This window comes from Streptomyces sp. NPDC041200, from assembly GCF_055591805.1.
In genome coordinates this window covers 391,690-407,460 of the sequence record NZ_JBVIZF010000002.1, presented here as the reverse complement: position 1 = coordinate 407,460, position 15,771 = coordinate 391,690, and the positions used below count along the sequence as shown (strand labels likewise).

Annotated in this window: 14 protein-coding genes; 2 read left to right on the top strand and 12 right to left on the bottom strand. The window is 73.5% G+C overall.

The window, feature by feature from the left end; translation table 11 throughout:
• Positions 1 to 32: 32 nt before the first annotated feature.
• The 3 genes from ACZ6CL_RS07030 to ACZ6CL_RS07020 are packed head-to-tail and all read right to left on the bottom strand — an operon-like array spanning position 33 to position 2,593.
• Positions 33 to 1,094 carry a 5-oxoprolinase subunit C family protein gene (locus ACZ6CL_RS07030; protein ID WP_468932156.1) on the bottom strand — a complete coding sequence of 354 codons (1,062 nt, stop codon included), beginning with the start codon at positions 1,092 to 1,094 and terminating at the stop codon, positions 33 to 35.
• Positions 1,087 to 1,800 (bottom strand): 5-oxoprolinase subunit B family protein, encoded by a 714-nt coding sequence (locus ACZ6CL_RS07025; protein WP_468932154.1) that lies wholly within the window; start codon positions 1,798 to 1,800, stop codon positions 1,087 to 1,089. Before ACZ6CL_RS07025 ends, ACZ6CL_RS07030 begins: the two co-directional genes overlap by 8 nt.
• 1 nt (position 1,801) lies before the next feature.
• Positions 1,802 to 2,593: a LamB/YcsF family protein gene (locus ACZ6CL_RS07020; protein ID WP_468932152.1), complete on the bottom strand. Its 792-nt coding sequence runs from the start codon at positions 2,591 to 2,593 to the stop codon at positions 1,802 to 1,804.
• A gap of 244 nt (positions 2,594 to 2,837) precedes the next feature.
• Here ACZ6CL_RS07020 and nac point away from each other — a divergent pair, with 244 nt between their 5' ends.
• Positions 2,838 to 3,740 (top strand): nitrogen assimilation transcriptional regulator NAC, encoded by a 903-nt coding sequence (gene nac, locus ACZ6CL_RS07015; protein WP_468932150.1) that lies wholly within the window; start codon positions 2,838 to 2,840, stop codon positions 3,738 to 3,740.
• A 10-nt stretch (positions 3,741 to 3,750) separates the two neighbouring features.
• Here the strand turns inward: nac and ACZ6CL_RS07010 are convergent, their stop codons facing one another.
• Positions 3,751 to 4,893 (bottom strand): PP2C family protein-serine/threonine phosphatase, encoded by a 1,143-nt coding sequence (locus ACZ6CL_RS07010; protein WP_468932147.1) that lies wholly within the window; start codon positions 4,891 to 4,893, stop codon positions 3,751 to 3,753.
• A gap of 101 nt (positions 4,894 to 4,994) precedes the next feature.
• Positions 4,995 to 5,762, bottom strand: coding sequence for an IclR family transcriptional regulator (locus ACZ6CL_RS07005; RefSeq protein ID WP_468932144.1), 768 nt, complete (start codon positions 5,760 to 5,762; stop codon positions 4,995 to 4,997).
• A gap of 75 nt (positions 5,763 to 5,837) precedes the next feature.
• On the opposite strand from ACZ6CL_RS07005, the gene ACZ6CL_RS07000 reads away from it, so the two are divergent.
• Complete coding sequence (locus ACZ6CL_RS07000; protein WP_468932142.1) at positions 5,838 to 6,416, top strand: hypothetical protein; 579 nt, start codon at positions 5,838 to 5,840, stop codon at positions 6,414 to 6,416.
• Positions 6,417 to 6,541: 125 nt separating this feature from the next.
• Here the strand turns inward: ACZ6CL_RS07000 and ACZ6CL_RS06995 are convergent, their stop codons facing one another.
• From ACZ6CL_RS06995 to ACZ6CL_RS06965, 7 genes are all read right to left on the bottom strand, one after another.
• Positions 6,542 to 7,000: an SRPBCC family protein gene (locus tag ACZ6CL_RS06995; RefSeq protein WP_468932140.1), complete on the bottom strand. Its 459-nt coding sequence runs from the start codon at positions 6,998 to 7,000 to the stop codon at positions 6,542 to 6,544.
• Positions 7,001 to 7,073: 73 nt separating this feature from the next.
• Positions 7,074 to 8,318 carry an NAD(P)/FAD-dependent oxidoreductase gene (locus ACZ6CL_RS06990; protein WP_468932138.1) on the bottom strand — a complete coding sequence of 415 codons (1,245 nt, stop codon included), beginning with the start codon at positions 8,316 to 8,318 and terminating at the stop codon, positions 7,074 to 7,076.
• Between the two features lie 274 nt (positions 8,319 to 8,592).
• On the bottom strand, positions 8,593 to 9,765 hold the full coding sequence (locus ACZ6CL_RS06985) for a PucR family transcriptional regulator (protein ID WP_468932136.1): 1,173 nt from the start codon (positions 9,763 to 9,765) through the stop codon (positions 8,593 to 8,595).
• A gap of 102 nt (positions 9,766 to 9,867) precedes the next feature.
• A complete protein-coding gene (locus ACZ6CL_RS06980; RefSeq protein WP_468932134.1) occupies positions 9,868 to 11,322 on the bottom strand; it encodes an amidase in 1,455 nt (484 codons plus the stop codon).
• A gap of 150 nt (positions 11,323 to 11,472) precedes the next feature.
• Positions 11,473 to 12,987, bottom strand: a complete 1,515-nt coding sequence (locus ACZ6CL_RS06975) for a sodium:solute symporter family protein (protein WP_468932131.1) — start codon at positions 12,985 to 12,987, stop codon at positions 11,473 to 11,475.
• Positions 12,984 to 13,208, bottom strand: a complete 225-nt coding sequence (locus ACZ6CL_RS06970) for a hypothetical protein (protein ID WP_468932129.1) — start codon at positions 13,206 to 13,208, stop codon at positions 12,984 to 12,986. The genes ACZ6CL_RS06975 and ACZ6CL_RS06970 overlap by 4 nt, the downstream gene beginning before the upstream one ends.
• Positions 13,209 to 13,346: 138 nt before the next feature.
• Entirely contained in the window at positions 13,347 to 15,593 is a 2,247-nt protein-coding gene (locus tag ACZ6CL_RS06965; RefSeq protein WP_468932126.1) for a family 2 encapsulin nanocompartment cargo protein terpene cyclase, read from the bottom strand.
• Between the last annotated feature and the right edge of the window lie 178 nt (positions 15,594 to 15,771).

Sequence of the window (15,771 nt, the reverse complement as noted above, 5' to 3'; positions counted from 1 at the left end):
ACGGGGAAGGGGACGGGAACGCGGAGGGGCAGTCAGACGGTGGACGGGACGGGCCGGGTGGCCGAGGGGACGGGGACGCGCAGCTCGTCGAAGACGGTGCGGACGCGGGCGGCCAGCGCCCGTACGGCATGGCGCTGGGTCCGGTGCGCGGCCACCGCCTCCTCCACCGTCCGGTGCCGGAACCGGACCGACTGGCCGGGCCGGGCCTGTCCGAGCGCGGACAGACCGGTCGCTGTGACCACGGCGAGCACCGGATATCCGGCGGTGACGCCGCGGCCCCGGTGCAGGACGAGCAGTTCGTCGCCCGCGGGCACCTCGACCGCGCCGACCGGCACACCGCGCGAGAGCACCTCACCGGTCGCCACCCGCCGCGGTACGTCGCCGCTCATCCGCAGACCGATGTGGTTGCTCCGCGGGGTCACGGTGAACGGCGAACGGAACAGCCGCTCGGCGGTGTCGCCGAACTCGGCGAGGTCCGGCCCGTCCGTCACGTCGACCGTCCACGTTTCACCATCGGGCCCGGGCTCGGCGAAGCGCGCCACCGGGGCGTGCACCCGGAACAGCGGAATGCCGAACACCGGGTGGTCGACCGGCGGGCAGGTGGCCCGCAGGGCCAGTTCGTCGCCGTCGCGCAGCGTGCGCCCGAAGCCGAGGATCGTGTCGGGGGCGCAGCTGCCCAGCAGGGACGGGGTGTCCACCGAGCCGAGGACGGCCAGGTAGACGCGCAGCCCGATCCGGATGCCGGAGACGGTGATGGTCTCACCGGCCCGTACCGGCAGCGGTTCCCACTGCGGCCTGGGCACACCGCCCACGGTGACGTCGGCGGGCGCGCCGGTGACGGCGATGAGGATGTCGGTGGACGGGGTGCAGCCGAAGTCCAGGGCGGTGATCTCCAGCAGCGGCGCGCCCTCGTCGTTTCCCGCCAGCACGTTGGCGACGCGGGCGGAGTGCTGGTCGAGCGCGCCGTTGACCGGCAGGCCGTAGCGGGAGTGCCCGAAGCGGCCGAGGTCCTGCACGGTCGTCAGGCCCGCCCGGTGCACGGTGAGGGCGCCGGTCGCGGCGAAGGCCTCGCGCGCGGTGAGGGTGTCAGTCATGGCAGGCCGCCAGGGGTGCGCCCGCGTGCTCGTCCCACTGCTCGGGGGCGATCGGTACGAACTGGAACGTGTCCCCGGGCCGGTACGGGGTCAGCGGCCGCGCGTCGAGGTCGAGCACCCGCAGCGGGGTGCGGCCCAGCAGCGGCCAGCCGCCGGGGGACGGCATCGGCGAGATGACGGCCTGCCGCCCGGCCACCGCGACCGAGCCGGGGACGACGCTGGTCCGCGGCGAGGCGAGCCGCGGCACCGGCCGGGGGAACGCCGGGCCGTCCATCATCGGGGCCGCGGCCGGGGCGCCGAAGCAGCGGACGGTGAGCGGAGCGCGCGAGTGCAGCGCCACCACCTCGGCCTCGGTCAGCCCGAGCTGACCTGCGACGACGGGCAGATCGGGGCCGTACTCGCCGCCGTACACGACCGGCACGACGAAGCGCCGCGGCGCGGGTCCCGGGCGCGGGCCGTCGGCGAGCCGTCCGCTCTCGTAGCGCAGCAGCCGCCGGAGCGTGGTGTGGTCCGTGGTGGCGCAGTCGAACTCGACGAGCAGCGTGTCGTACGTGGGCACGATGCCGTACACCCCGCCGGGGCCGGCGGCCTCGACCGCGTCGGCCAGGGCGTGGACGGTCTCCCAGGCCCGGTCGGGCGCGAGGCCGGTGGCCTTGACGACGACGGCCGAGTCGCCGCAGTCCGCGATGGTGACCTCGCCCGCCATGTCAGGCGCTCCCGTCGGTCTTGAGGTCCAGCACGTCGGTGAGCGGCGCGATCTTCACCCCGGCGGTGAGCAGTTCCTCGCGGACGCGGCGGGCGAGGGCGATGGCGCCGGGGGTGTCGCCGTGCAGCAGGACGGTGTCGCACGCGACCGGGAGGTCGCGGCCGCCGACGGTGCGGATCACGCCCTCGGTGACCATCCGGACGGTCCGCTCGGCGATCTCCCCCGCGTCGTGCAGTACCGCTCCGGGCTCGCTCCGGGGCACCAGGGTGCCGTCGTCGCGGTACGCCCGGTCGGCGATGCCGACGATGCCGACCCGCAGGCCCAGCGCGCGGGCGGCGTCGGCGAGTTCGCCGTCCTGGGCCAGGACGATCAGCGACCGGTCGTAGGACGCCACGGCCCCGGCCACCGCCTCCGCGTAGTCGGGGCGGGTCGCGACCAGGTTGCCGAGCCTGCCGTGCGGCGCGATGTGCCGTACCGGGGTGCCGTACGCGGTCGCGAAGGCGTGCAGGGCGCCCAGCTGGTACAGCGTGTCGGTGCGGACCTCGTCCGGGGTCAGATCCATCGCGCGGCGGCCGAATCCGACGAGATCGGGAAAGCTGTGATGCGCGCCCACTGAGACACCGATTTCGGCGCAGCGGCGGACGGTCGCGTCCATGATTCTCGGATCGCCCGCGTGGAATCCGCACGCGATATTGGCCGATGTCAGCACGTCCAGCAGCGCCTCGTCGTCGCCCATGGTGTAGGCACCGAACCCCTCGCCGAGGTCGGCCACGAGATCGACGGCATGCTGCATGACGTGCCTCCGGAAAAAGAAGAAAACGGCGTGGTCGCCAATTGGCGAGAAGGAGCTGCGTGAGAGGGATCTTCGCGAGGAGAGAAATTCGCGTTCCGGTGAACGTAATCCGCACGAGAGAAGGCGGCAAATATGCGTTGGGTGTGACGTAATCGCCGCTGGTTATGACCTGGCCCACACTCGCCGCCGTCGGACGGCGGTACGGCGCCTACCATGAGGGCCCCCCGAGGCTGGAGGACCGTGCATGGACACCAGGCGTCTGTACTCGTTCGTGAAGATCGTCGACGCCGGGAGCATCACGCGCGCGGCCGACATCCTGCACATCGCGCAGCCCGCCCTCAGCCAGCAGCTCTCCCTGCTGGAGTCCCACTTCAAGCAGCAGCTGCTGATCCGCAGCAAGCGCGGCGTCGCGCCGACCGAGGCGGGCCGGGCGCTGTACCGGCACGCCCAGCTCATCCTGCGCCAGGTCGAGCTGGCGCAGGCCGCGGTCGATGTGTCCGGGCGGGCGCCCGCGGGCAGCGTCTCGGTGGGCCTGGCCCCGTACAGCATGGGCGCGGCGCTCGCGCTGCCGCTGCTCACCAGCGTGCGCGAGCGCTATCCGGACATCGTGCTGCACATCAACGAGAACTTCGGCGGGGTGATCAGCGAGGCGATCATGACCGGGCGGATGGACATGGCGTTCATCTACGGGGCGGGGCCGCTGCGGGGCGTGCAGTTCGAGCCGCTGCGCACCGAGGACCTGTTCCTGATCGCGGCGCCGGGCCGGACGATGGAGCCGGGCGGGGGCGCGGACGTCCCGCTGGAGGAGCTGGCGGACGTGGAGCTGCTGCTGCCCAGCCGCATCCACACCATCCGCCAGGTCGTGGACGCCGCGTTCCAGCACGCCTCACTGCAGCCGCGGGTGGTCGGCGAGATCGAGTCCGTCCTGACGCTGGTCAGCGCGGTCGGCGCGGACATGGGGGCGACGGTGCTGCCGTGGTCGGCGGCGCGCGCGATCCTCGACGTACAGAAGCTGGTGGTGCGCCGGATCGTGAACCCGGCCATCCCGGTCAAGCTCAGCCTCTGTACGTCCGACAGCCAGCCGCTGTCGGAACCCGCCCACGCCGTGCACGATCTCTTCCATGAGCTGATCGCCGACTTCGGCTGAAGGATCGGCCTTATACGCCCGTCGTGTCGGCCACGCCCGTCGTGTCGGCCGTCGCCTCGACCGCCCGGCCGTCCACCCGGCCCGTGGCGGGCTTGCGCAGCAGCAACAGCGCCGCGTCGTCGTGCAGCCGCCCGCCCACGTGGGCCAGCAGTTCGTCGTGCAGCCCGGCCAGGGTCCGGGACGGCTCGTCGCAGACATGCCCGGGCACCCGCTCGACCAGCGGGAAGTACGCCCGGCTGCCGTCCCGCGCCTCGATGACCCCGTCGGTGTACAGCAGCATCTGGTCGCCGTCGGCGAAGGGCACCACCTGGAGGCTCGGCGCCTCGCCGCCCAGCGAGGCCAGGCCCAGCGGCGGCGCCGGGCGCACCGGCTCGACGGGCACGACCGCACCGGCCGGGCCGATCAGCAGCGGCGGCGCGTGGCCGCAGTTGACGATCTCCATGCGCCCGTCGGCGGGGTATCCGGCGACGACGGCGGTGACGAAGTCGTCGGCGGCGAGGTTACGGGCGAGGCTGCGCTCGATCCGGCCGACGACGTCCAGCAGGTCCGGTTCGTCGTACGCGGCCTCCCGGAACACGCCGAGCACCAGCGCGGCGGTGGACACGGCGGGCAGCCCCTTGCCGCGCACATCGCCGACGATCAGCCGGATCCCGTACGGGGTGGACACCAGCGCGTACAGGTCACCGCCCACCCGGGCCTCCGCCGCGGCGGCGCTGTAGCGGACCGCCACCTGGAACTGGCCGACCCGCGCGGGCACCGGCCGCAGCAGCGCGTTCTGCGCGGCCTCGGCGACCGAGCGGACCGCGGCCAGCACCCGTTCCCGGCGCCTGCGCAACACGCTGGCCAGGCAGCTGGCCAGGGTCACGGCCACGAGCGTCGACAGCACGACCGCCTGCCCGTGGACCGGCGCCGCCAGCCACGAGCCGAGCACTGCGCCCAGCGCGACGGCGAGGAAGCCGATCCGCAGCACCGCCCACGGGCGGCACGCGGCGGCGGCCAGCGCGGGACCGACGGCGAGCAGCGGCAGCCAGCTCGTTCCGTCTCCGGTGACGAAGGCGATGACGGCGACCACGCCCAGGATGAATACGGGGACTCCGGCCGCGAACGGCGCGGGGGGATAGGGCTGGTCCAGATGGGTGCGGGCCTGGATCATGTCCGGGTCGACTGCTCTCTCTCGCTCGCTGGGCTACACGGCGTGATGTCCGTTATCTCCAGAGAACCAGCGGTTCATGGCGAGCGACAAGGGCCGGAATTTCAGATAGTGAGCGAAAGGCCCCTGGTCACGCGGTCGGCCGTCGGCAGCAGCCGCTCCCGTATCTCCTCCAGCCGCGCGGCCCGGTCCGCCTGACCGGCCTGGATCGAAACCCCGAGCGAGCCGAGCTGATCCCCGCTGTAGACGGGCACCGCGAAGCAGACCGTCCCCAGCGCGTACTCCTCCAGGTCGGTGACCGGCGCGCCCGTGGCCAGGGTGTCCAGCCGCCGCAGCAGCTCGGCGGGGCGGGTGACGGTGCGGGGCGTGAGATCGGCGAGCGGATGCCGGGACAGATAGTCGTCGCGGGCCTCGTCGTCCAGTTCGCGCAGGACGCACTTGCCGAGCGCGGTGGCGTGCCCGGCTTCCTCGAACCCCACCCACAGATCCACCCGCGGCGCCCGCGGGCTGTCGACGATCTCCGCGACCCGGATCTCGCCGTCCTCGTAGAAGGTCAGGTACGCGGCCGCCGACAGCGCGTCCCGCAGCCCGGCCAGCGTCGGCCGCACCCGGTTGAGCAGCGCCTGCCCGCGGCTGCCGACCTGGAGCGTGTGCAGCTTGTCGCCGACGACGAAGCCGCCGTCGGGCAGCCGGTGCGCATAGCCGTCGTGGACGAGGGTCCGCAGCAGGTGGTACGTGGTGGCCAGCGGCAGCCCCGCCTCCCGTGCCAGCTGCTTCGCGGGCGCGCCGCCCTCGTGCGCGCCCACGGCCTCCATCAGGCGGAAGGCTCGCTGCACGGAGGTGATGAGCGTAGGGCCTCCTGGAGTACCCATATGACCAGCTTGCGCCTGGTACGGCGACCGGGCAAGGGCGTATCCGCCGCAGGGCCGGACTGCTAGGTTCACCGCATGCTGCGGCGATTATCGGGGGTTTTCATCGGCTCCGGCTTCGGAGTCGTCTTCGTCCTGGCCAACGCGCACGCCCCACTGGCCCCGGCGGCCGGGACGGCGCTGCGGGTGCTGGCCCTGGCCGCCTTTGCCGCGCTCGTGCTGACCGCGGTGCTGGCGGGGCGCCGGGAACGGGCGGGGAGCGGCCCGGCGCTCGTCCACCGTGCGGACCGGTTCGACCGCGGCTTCCGGATGGTGGTCGCGGGCGAGGCCGCCTTGCTGGTGATCGGCAACGTGACACTGCGCGTGTGCGGCGCGCCGACCCAGACGTACGTGGCCTGGATCGCCCTGGTGGTGGGAGTGCACTTCCTGGTGCTGGAGCGGGTGTGGAAGGAGCGCGCCATCGCCGTGCCGGGAGCGGCGCTGACCGTGCTGGGCGCGGCCGGGCTGGCCATGGCGGCGACCCCGGCGGTGGACTGGGTGCCGTTCGTCAGCGGTGTGCTCTCCGGTGTGGTCCTGCTGAGCGGCGGCGCGTACACCGTGACCCGGGTGTACCGGTCGACGGCGGAGCCGCTACCCCGCCGGGAACCGGCGGGGTAGCGGCGTACGCGCGTCCGCGGCCGGTCCGTGAGGGCGCCCGCCGCGGCGTACGCGTCCGGAGCGTGCGCGAGGGCGCCGGCCGACCCGGATAGTCGGCCGACGCCCTCGGACCGGGGCGAAGGCGGTCAGCCGGGGCTGATGCGACCCCGCCAGCCGCCCTCTTCCTGGCCCCGGTGCTCGATGAAGTCCTTGAACCGGTGCAGGTCGCCCTTGATCCGGCGATCGAGCGTCCCGGTCATGTCCGCGGCCTTCTCCGCCATTCCGGTCGGCTCGAAGACCATGGCCAGGTTGACCTCGGTGTGGGTGGAGTCAAGGGACCGGAAGGTCACCAGGCCCTGCTGCTGTACATCACCCGAGGTCGTCCGCCAGGCGATGCGCTCGTCGGGAAGCTGGTCGACGATCTCGGTGTCGAACTCGCGGTGCACACCGGCGATGGAAGTCGACCAGTGGTTGTGACGGTCGTCCACCTGGGTCACCTGGTCCACGCCTTCCATGAACCGCGGGAACTCGGTGAACTGCGTCCACTGGTTGTAAGCCGTGTGCAGCGGAACCTCAACCTCGACGGTCTCCCGCACGGTGCTCATCAGTGACTCCTTTCGACGCTGTCACCGCATCGGGTAACCGGGCCCGCGCCCCTAAAACGTCACCGGCGGAACGTCACCGGAGCGGATGCAGCGCGGCCAGTTCGGCGGGCGCGGTGCCGGTCGCGATGGCGTCGGCCAGCAGCCGCCCGGTGAGGGGGCCGAGGGCCACGCCCCACATGCCGTGGCCGCCGTTCACGTACACCCGCGGCGAGCCGGTCGGGCCGACCAGGGGCAGACCGTCGGCGGTGCAGGGGCGCGAGCCGACCCATTCGTCCCGGCGGGCGTCCCAGTCGACGTCCCGCAGCAGCGGGCGGGCCGCGCCGATGATCGCCTGTATGCGGCGCGGGTCGACCGGCCGCTCCGGGGGCGCCAGCTCCATCATCCCGGCGACCCGCACCCGGCCGTCGCCCAGCGGGGTGCAGACCACCTTCTGCCCGGCCAGATACGTCGGGCGCGCCGGTGCGCCCTCGGCGGGGACGCTGAAGCTGTAGCCGCGCCCGGACTGCACCGGCACCCGCACCCCGAACGGCCGGACCAGCCGGTTCAGCCAGGCCCCGGTCGCGACGACGGCGACGTCCGCGCGCAGGTCGCCCTGGGACGTGCCGACCGCGACGCCCGTGCCGAAGTCGCGGATCGACGTCACCTCGGCCCGCTCCACGATCTTCCCGCCGCGCTCCCGCACGGAGTCCGCCAGCGCGCGCACGAAGTTCCCGGGATTCAGCCGCCGCTGGCCGTGCAGCGCGAGGCCCGCGCCGACCGCCTCGCTGAGCACCGGCTCCAGGGACCGCGCCCGGTCGCCGTCGAGGACGTCGTACGGGATCTCGTACCCCGCCGCCCGGGCGTGCTCCAGCTCCTCGATCATCCCGGCGCGCTCGGCCGCCGTCCCGAAGGCGAGCAGCATCGGGTCCACGGGCACGGTCGGCTCCTCGACGCCACCCGCCGCCAGCTCGTCGTACGCCGCGAGCGCGTTCCGGTTCAGCGCGGCGAACGTGGTGGCCAGCACCCGCCAGCGGCGTGGGGTGCAGTGCCGCGTGAACGACAGCAGAAACCGCGCCAGCCGCGGATCCGCCCGCGGCGGGATGTAGACGGGCGAGGTCGGCGTGACCAGACTCCGCACCCCGTACCGCAGTGCGGCGGGCTCGGGCAGCGGCAACGCCAGCGCGGGCGTCAGCCACCCCGCGTTCCCCCACGAAGCCCCAGCCGCCGGCCGCCGCCGCTCGGCGACGGTGACCTCGACCCCACGCCCCTGCAACGCCCAGGCGGTAGCAAGCCCGACGATCCCGGCCCCGACGACGACGGCACTGCGCGGTGTGGACACGGTGGCGTTCCCCTTCCCCTGGCTTCCCCTGCGGTGTGCGTGCGTGCTGCGTACGCATCATGGGCGCGCGGTGTCGCCCACCGCACTGTCCGAGAGGCCGATGCCGCGAGCCCGGGTGTTGTAGCCCGGCACAAAGGGGGACCGGGGCTCCCGAGCCACTACCCGGGCCACCGGGGCGAAGGCCCGGAGCGCGCACCCGGTCCGCCGGGGGCAGGGCCTGGGTGCGGCGGGGCCGGGTGCGGACGTAGGCCCGTCAGCCGGGCCGGGCCGGGGGCTACGGCAGGCGCAGGGCTCGTAGGCGGAGGCGGAGTTGGATGTCGAACTTGGCGGCTGGGTCGGCCAGGTCCAGCCCGGCGATCTCGTGTGCGCGGCGCAGGCGGTACCGGAGGGTGTTGGGGTGGATGTGGAGCTGGCGGGCGGCCAGGCGGGCGTCCTCGCCGGACGCGAGGTAGCGGGCCAGGCTGTCGAGGAGGTCCGTGCCGCGCTCGCGGTCGTAACGCTCCAGGTCGGCGATCGCGCCCAGCGGGTCGTGTCCGGCCTCGTCGGCCAGGTCCACCGTCTGCATGAGCAGCGCGTCCAGGTGGACATCGCGGATGTGCGCGGCGCCGCCCGCGCCGGAGCCCAGCCGGGTGAGCAGCCGGACGACCAGGTCGGCGTCGGCTCGTGAGCGGTCCAGCAGGTCCGGGCCGGGGACGGTACGGCCCACCCCGGCCAGCAGCCCGGCCCGGCCCGGGAGTTCGCGGACCACGCGGGCCAGCCGCTGTTCGTCGCGCACCGGCAGCACCGCGTAGCCCGCGCCGTCGGCCTCCGCGTGGACCCCGCCGTCCGCGAGACCGGCGAGCCCGCCGAGCCCCGCGAGCGCCCGCCGCAGCGGCTCGCCCGACGGAGCCGGGGCCATCGGGCGCAGGGCGACGACGGCCAGCGGCCCGGTCGCCAACGGCAGTTCGGCGGCGGCCTCCGCCGCCTCCGGCCCGCCGCCCAGGAGGGTCCGTACCGCCGCGGTCCGCCGCGCCTCCTCCCCGCGCCGCCGCGCGATCTGCCGGGCCAGCACCGGCGCGGCCAGCGCGGCCGACTCCTCCAGCGCCGCCCGCTGCTCGCGGGAGGGCGCGGTGGGCACGATCGCCCAGATGGAACCCACCGACAGGTCGTCCACCCGGATCGGCATGATCGCCCTCGGCAGCAGCCCGGACGCGCGGAAGTCCGCGTACAGCGGGGCGGACGCGCCCGCCAGCCGCACGTCCAGCCGCTCGTGGCGCAGCAGCGGCCGGTACCGGTCGGGCACCCGGCGGCTGAGGATGGTCGCGACGCGGGCGTCGTCCGAGTACTCCTGGCCGGGCGAGTAGGTGATCAGCTCGGACGCGTCGTCCTCGATGGTGACCGGCGCGCCGACCAGCCCGGCGATGCTGTCGGCCAGGGCGAGGAGGCCGTCCGGGGAGTCGTCGTACATGGCTCCTCCGCTCATGAGCGCGCGCCGCCGGTTCCGGGGTCAGCTACCCGGGCCGGACCGCATCGATGCGCTTGGGCGGAGAGTATCCATCCGCGGTCACCCTCAGCCAGGGGTGTCTTGCCCCTTGAGCCGCGGGCGCCGCCGCCCGTACCCGGTGGCCTGCTCGAAGGCGTGGCCGATCTGCAGGACGGCGAAGTCCGCCCGGTGCGGTCCGACGATCTGCACCCCCACCGGCAGCCCGCCGGGGGTGAACCCGGCCGGAACGGACAGCGCGGGGCTGCCCGTCGCCGTGACCAGGTACGCGGAACGCATCCACTCCAGGTAGTCCCGCATCGCCACCCCCGCCACCTCGGCCGGGTACTCGACGCCGATGTCGAACGGCGGCACCTGGCTGACCGGGAGCAGCAGCACGTCGTAAGCCTCGAAGAAGGCGCGGACGCGGTGGAAGAGCGCGGTGTGCAGCACCTCGGCGCGGGCCACCTCAGGGCCGGTGAGGCGGCGCCCCGCCTCCGCGTTCTCCCGGATCGTCCGCTTCAGCTCCTCCGGGTGGCGGTCCATGAGCGGGCCGAACGCCACCTCGAACAGCGCGGCCCGCTGCGTGCGGAACACCTCCTCGCCCTCCGACAGGTCCGGGCACGCCCGCTCCACCCGGCACCCGAGGTCCTCGAAGACCCCCGCCGCGGCCTCCACGACCGCCGCCACCTCGGGCTCCACCGGCACCAGCCCGCCCAGATCCGGCGACCAGGCCACCCGCAGCCCGGCCAGGTCCCGGTCCAGCGGCCGGGCGAACCGTTCCCCCGGCTCCTCCAGCGCGATCGGCGACCGGGCGTCGGGGCCCGCCATCGCGGACAGCAGGAGGGCGGTGTCCGCGACCGTACGGGCCATCGGGCCCTTGACCGAGAGCGTGGTCCACGCGTTCGCCGCGGGCCAGGTCGGTACGCGGCCGGGGGACGGGCGCAGCCCGACCACGTTGTTGAACGAGGCCGGGTTGCGCAGCGATCCGCCCGTGTCGCTGCCGTCCGCGATCGGGATCATGCCGCTGGCCAGCGCGGCGGCCGCGCCCCCGCTGCTGCCGCCCGCGCTGCGGTCGGGGGCGTACGGGTTGTGGGTGGCGCCGAAGATCGGGTTGAACGTGTGCGACCCGGCGGCGAACTCGGGCACGTTGGTCTTGCCCAGGGTGATCGCCCCGGCGTCCCGGATCCGTTCGATGATCAGATCGTCCTGGTCCGGTATGCCGTCGGCGAGCGGCGAACCGTGGCTGGTGCGGATGCCCGCCGTGTTGTGGGTGTCCTTGTGCGCGATGGGCAGCCCGTGCAGCACCCCCACCCCGTCGGCTCCCTTGGCCCCTTCCGCCACGATCCGCTCGTCGGCCGCCGCGGCGGCGGCGAGGGCGCGGTCCGCGACGAGGGTGACGATCGCGTTGACGTCCGGGTTGACCCGCTCGATCCGGTCCAGATGCGCCCGCACCACCTCCCGCGCCGACAGCTCACGGCGCCGCAGGAGGGCGCTCAGCTCCAGGGCGGTCTTGTAGCAGAGGTCGTCGTCGTGATCCGTCACGGTTGCCCACTCTCGTAGCTCGTCGGATTGTCCCCACCCCGCCCCTTCCCGAACCCAGGGGCTCCGCCCCGGCCCCGGGACGTGGTGCACGCGCGGGCGGCGGGCGACCTTTCCGGCGGCAGGTGGACGTCATCGCGGCACGGCGGGCGGCTATCCGCGGGGGGAATCGTCGGCGGGCCGTGCGGCGGAGGCGGCGGCAGTGCGCGGGCCCGGGGCGGCGGAGGTCTGGTGGGCGTCGGAAGGCCCCTGGGGTCCAGGGGCGGGGCGGGGGAACAGCAGGTGCACCAGCGCCGCCACCGACAGGTTCACCGCCAGCCCCACCAGCCCGGCGTTCACGTGCCGCACGTCCACCTCGGCCAGCGTCAGCCACACCACCACGGCCTCGCCCGCCGCCAGCCCGGCCAGCGCGGCCCGGGCCGTGAGCAGGCGGCGGGCGCCGAGGACCGCGAGCAGGCCCGGGACCAGCTGGATGAAGCCGCTCACGGTGAGCAGCTGCAGGTCGGCCAGCAGCCCGGGCCGCAGGATGCCGAGGGTGAGGGCCAGGCCGATGGCCAGGACGACGACGCTGTGGTTGACCCGCATCCGGGCCGACTCCCGCCCCGGGGGCAGCAGGTTCTGGGCGACCAGGGTGGAGATGCCGATGCACATCGCCCCGGCCGGAACCATCGCCGAGGCCGCGGCGGCGACCACGACGAGCCCGGTGGCCCAGTCCGGCAGCGCGCCCTGGGCCAGGGTGAGCAGCACCCCGTCGCCGTCCCCGCCGACCCGCACCCGCGCGACCACACCGGTCAGCCCGACCATGATCGGGATCATCAGCGCGACCTGGTACAGCGGCATGAAGACGTTGTTCGTACGGATCGCCCGCGGCCCGGCCGCCGCCATCAGCGGCGGCCAGTGGTGCGGCGTCGCCATCAGCCCGCCCGCGATCGCCGAGACCAGCACGCTCGTCGTCCACCACACCTGGTCCTGCGCCCCGCCGTGCACGGTCAGCAGCTGCGGCTGCGCCTCGTGCACCCGCCGGAACACCTCGCCCACACCACCGCCGCCGACGTAGTGCAGCGGAATGACGACGGCGAGCACCGCGATGACGCCGACCGTCAGGACATCCTTGAAATAGGCGCTGTTCTTCAGCCCGCGGATGCCGGACCACAGCACGAAGGCCGCCGTCAGCACGGAGGCCAGCACCATGCTCAGCCGCCCCGACGCCGTACTGCCCGTCACCAGCCCGACGACCATGCCGAGCCCGGTGAGCTGGAGCTGGATGTAGGGGAGCAGGAACACCAGCCCGATGACGGCGACGACCTTGCCGAACAGCGGGCTGCCGTAGCGGTCGGTGAAGTAGTCGGCCTGGGTGAGGTAGCCGCGTTCCTTGCCCAGCCGCCACAGCCTCGGCTGCACGAAGTAGAGCAGCAGGAAGGCGAGCGCCAGATAGACGACGGCGTACGTGGCGGCGTTGCCGCCGGTGTACGCGACCCCCGCGACCCCGAGGAAGCTGAAGGTGGTGAACACCTCGCCCGCCTGCAGGAACCACATGGCGGCGGTGCCGAAGTTACGCCGCCCGACGGCCCATTCGGCGAGGTCGGCGGAGCGCCCGGTCCGGCCGAGGAAGCCGCACAGGGCGAGGGCGCACATGCCCAGCAGCGATACGGCGAGGACGACGCTCACGGTGCCTCACCCGCCGCCACCCGCTCACGGTGCCGGAACAGCCCCCACTCGACGGCGGCCAGCGCCGGGGTGAGCGAGAGCACCCAGCCCCCGACCCATACGTACAGCGAGGGCATCCCGAACCACAGCCGCTCGGCGTTGACGAACGGCAGCCACACCGACGCGAGCAGCGCCAGCGCCGGGACGACGGGCAGCAGGACGAGCAGATTGCGCCGCGACACGGTACCTCCAGGGCGCGAGGGGATTGCGCGGAATTCAACAGCCCCCTCCCCCCACCCGGCTTCGTTCCGGGCGGCCAACATGCGACGGCCCCGCCTTGTCCGCGGGGACAAGACGGGGCCGTACCCGAAGCCCCGTCGCTACCGGCCCGCGGCCACCGGAAGCCGCGCGGCCGACGTGCCGAGTCCCGTAGGACCGAGCAGCTGCGGCGGCAACCGCACCGCCCCCGCCTCGTACCGCAGCTCCTCCTCCCGGTACCGGGCCACCTCCCGGTGCCAGGTCATGATCCCGGTCAGCCAGTCCTGGAGGTCGCGCACATACGTCTCCAGGGCCGCCCGGTCCTCCGCCGACAGCTTGAAGTCCTCGTACAGGACCGGGAACTCGTGGGCCGCGACGTGCTGGAACTGCCGCATCCGCGAGTCCATCAGGTCATGGACGATGGCCACCCCGGTCGGATAGTCGCAGTCGAAGAAGTTCTGCACGACCAGGACCCCGTTGTGGACCTCGCCCTCGAACTCGATCTCCTTCTGGTACGAGAAGACGTCGTTGAGCAGCGTGGCGTAGTCCATGGCGGCGCTCTCCAGCGAACGGACCGGCCCGCTGTGGTAGATCTCGGGCGGGACGCGCTTCCCGTGGACCATCCGGCGCAGGCTCATGGTGAGGTGGGAGCCGAAGGTGTGGCGGCGCATCTCGATGTAGTCGACCGGGTCGGGGATCCGGTTCTGCGCCTGGTTCGCCAGCTCCCACAGCCAGCTGTCCAGCATGTCGTCCACGGTCGTGCGGAACTCGCGGCGCGCGCCCTCCTCCATCGGCCCCGCCGTACGCGACCACAGATCGGCGAGGGCACGCTCCAGCGCACTGGCCGGGGCGGGGACGGGGCCCGCGTCGACCGGCATGAAGGTCCGCAGCCGTTCGTTGCACAGCTTCGCGCCCGCGAGGTCCCGCTTCCGGCCGAAGACCTGCGGATAGTAGTCGTCCGCGTACGTCCCCCAGGCGAGCCAGCCCGACGTCAGGTCCAGATCATCGGGGGACGCGTCCGGGTGGATGCCCGCCGCGCACAGCGGAAGGTCGGCGGCGAGCAGCTTGCGCTCGTCCCAGACGTACGCGTCGGGGACGCCGGACCGCGGCCCGAGGAGGCCCATCCGGTGCGACCACGCGACCAGGTTCCGGCGCGCCCGGTCCAGATGCGGGCTGAGCCGGGCGGTGAACGGCAGGTCGAAGTCCGGCAGCCGGGACGGCCCGACCCGCGCGTACGGCACATGGCTGAAACCGCGCGCCCTGGCCCGCTCCGCCCGGCCGGTGGTGAGCCGTATGTCAGCAGCCGAAGTGCCCAGGCCGCTCACGCCGAGACCGCTCACGGAGAACGGCGACCAGGCGGCGGCCCCGCTCCCGGCCCCACCGCCGTTCATGTAGCGGCTGGACCGCAGGTGCCACTCGTGGCCGCCCGACTGCCAGTCCTGGAGCCCCCTGACGTACGTCATGACGTCCGCGCACGCCGCCGCGCCGAGGCCGTGCTCGGCGAAGAGCGGGGCCAGCTCGGTGAACGTGGTGTTCTCGAACTGCTGGAGCCGCGAGGTGAGCAGATCGTTGACCGCGTCGGCCGCCTGCTGGGTGGTGCAGCCGAGGAACGTCTCCAGGACCAGCACGCCGTTGCTCCGCTCGCCCTCCTCCTCGATCTCCCGCTGGTACGAGAACAGGTCATTGCGCAGATGCACCGCGTCCGCGAACGCGTCCCGCAGCACGCGCAGCGGCCGCGACTCCGCGATCGCCGCCGGGACCTCGGCCCCCACCGCGTGCTCCACGAGCCCCGCCGACCAGGGGGCGCCGCCGACCTTGCGGCGCATCTCGATGTACTCCACCGGATTGGGTGTCCGGCCCGCGTTGATGTTGGACAGCTCCCACAGCGACTCGTTGAGCAGGTTCTCCGTGGACTCCCGGAACCGGGCCCGCCAGTCCGGCGACATCGCGGGCACCGTCCGCACCCAGAGGTCCTTCAGGCCCGCCTCGACCGGATTGACCGGCTCCGGCATCCCGGCCGCCGGGTCCATCGGCATGAACAGCGGCAGCCGGTCCAGATACGCCTTCCCGCCCTCGCGGTCCTGCGAGCGCTTGAACCGCTCCAGGAAGTGGTCGTCGAAGAAGAACACCCACACGTACCAGTCCGTGATCAGCGCCAGCTCCGGGCCGGAACACTCGGGGTGGGTGTAGGCGCACAGCAGGGCGTAGTCGTGGGCGTCGAGGTCGTCCTGCTCCCAGATCCCGGAGCCTTCGAGCATGCCCATCTCGCGGGCCCACCGGGTGGAGTGCTCCCGCGCCTCCTGGACATGGGGGTTCAGCCGCGCCGGGTACGGCATGTAGAAGTCGGGGAGTTGAAAGGGCTGTGTCACTGGCGGGCCGGGACCTCTCCGTACGACGGTTGCCCGCGGCCCCCAACAGGCCCTCCGGGCTGGTCGGCTCGGCTCTACCCAGGGTCCTGACGGCCTATCCGACAGCCCGATAAGTCACATGAATGTGCGATCGTTTCCGGCCCCGCCGCGACGGTACGGCCACGGCGGGGCCGGTCAA

Bases quoted from the DNA above. Each gene is read 5' to 3' on its own strand.
- ACZ6CL_RS07000 (WP_468932142.1), top strand. From the start codon at position 5,838: ATGCTGCGGCGATTATCGGGGGTTTTCATCGGCTCCGGCTTCGGAGTC.
- ACZ6CL_RS07005 (WP_468932144.1), bottom strand. From the start codon at position 5,762: ATGGGTACTCCAGGAGGCCCTACGCTCATCACCTCCGTGCAGCGAGCC.
- nac (WP_468932150.1), top strand. From the start codon at position 2,838: ATGGACACCAGGCGTCTGTACTCGTTCGTGAAGATCGTCGACGCCGGG.
- ACZ6CL_RS07020 (WP_468932152.1), bottom strand. From the start codon at position 2,593: ATGCAGCATGCCGTCGATCTCGTGGCCGACCTCGGCGAGGGGTTCGGT.
- ACZ6CL_RS07025 (WP_468932154.1), bottom strand. From the start codon at position 1,800: ATGGCGGGCGAGGTCACCATCGCGGACTGCGGCGACTCGGCCGTCGTC.
- ACZ6CL_RS07030 (WP_468932156.1), bottom strand. From the start codon at position 1,094: ATGACTGACACCCTCACCGCGCGCGAGGCCTTCGCCGCGACCGGCGCC.
- ACZ6CL_RS06985 (WP_468932136.1), bottom strand. From the start codon at position 9,765: ATGTACGACGACTCCCCGGACGGCCTCCTCGCCCTGGCCGACAGCATC.
- ACZ6CL_RS07010 (WP_468932147.1), bottom strand. From the start codon at position 4,893: ATGATCCAGGCCCGCACCCATCTGGACCAGCCCTATCCCCCCGCGCCG.
- ACZ6CL_RS06995 (WP_468932140.1), bottom strand. From the start codon at position 7,000: ATGAGCACCGTGCGGGAGACCGTCGAGGTTGAGGTTCCGCTGCACACG.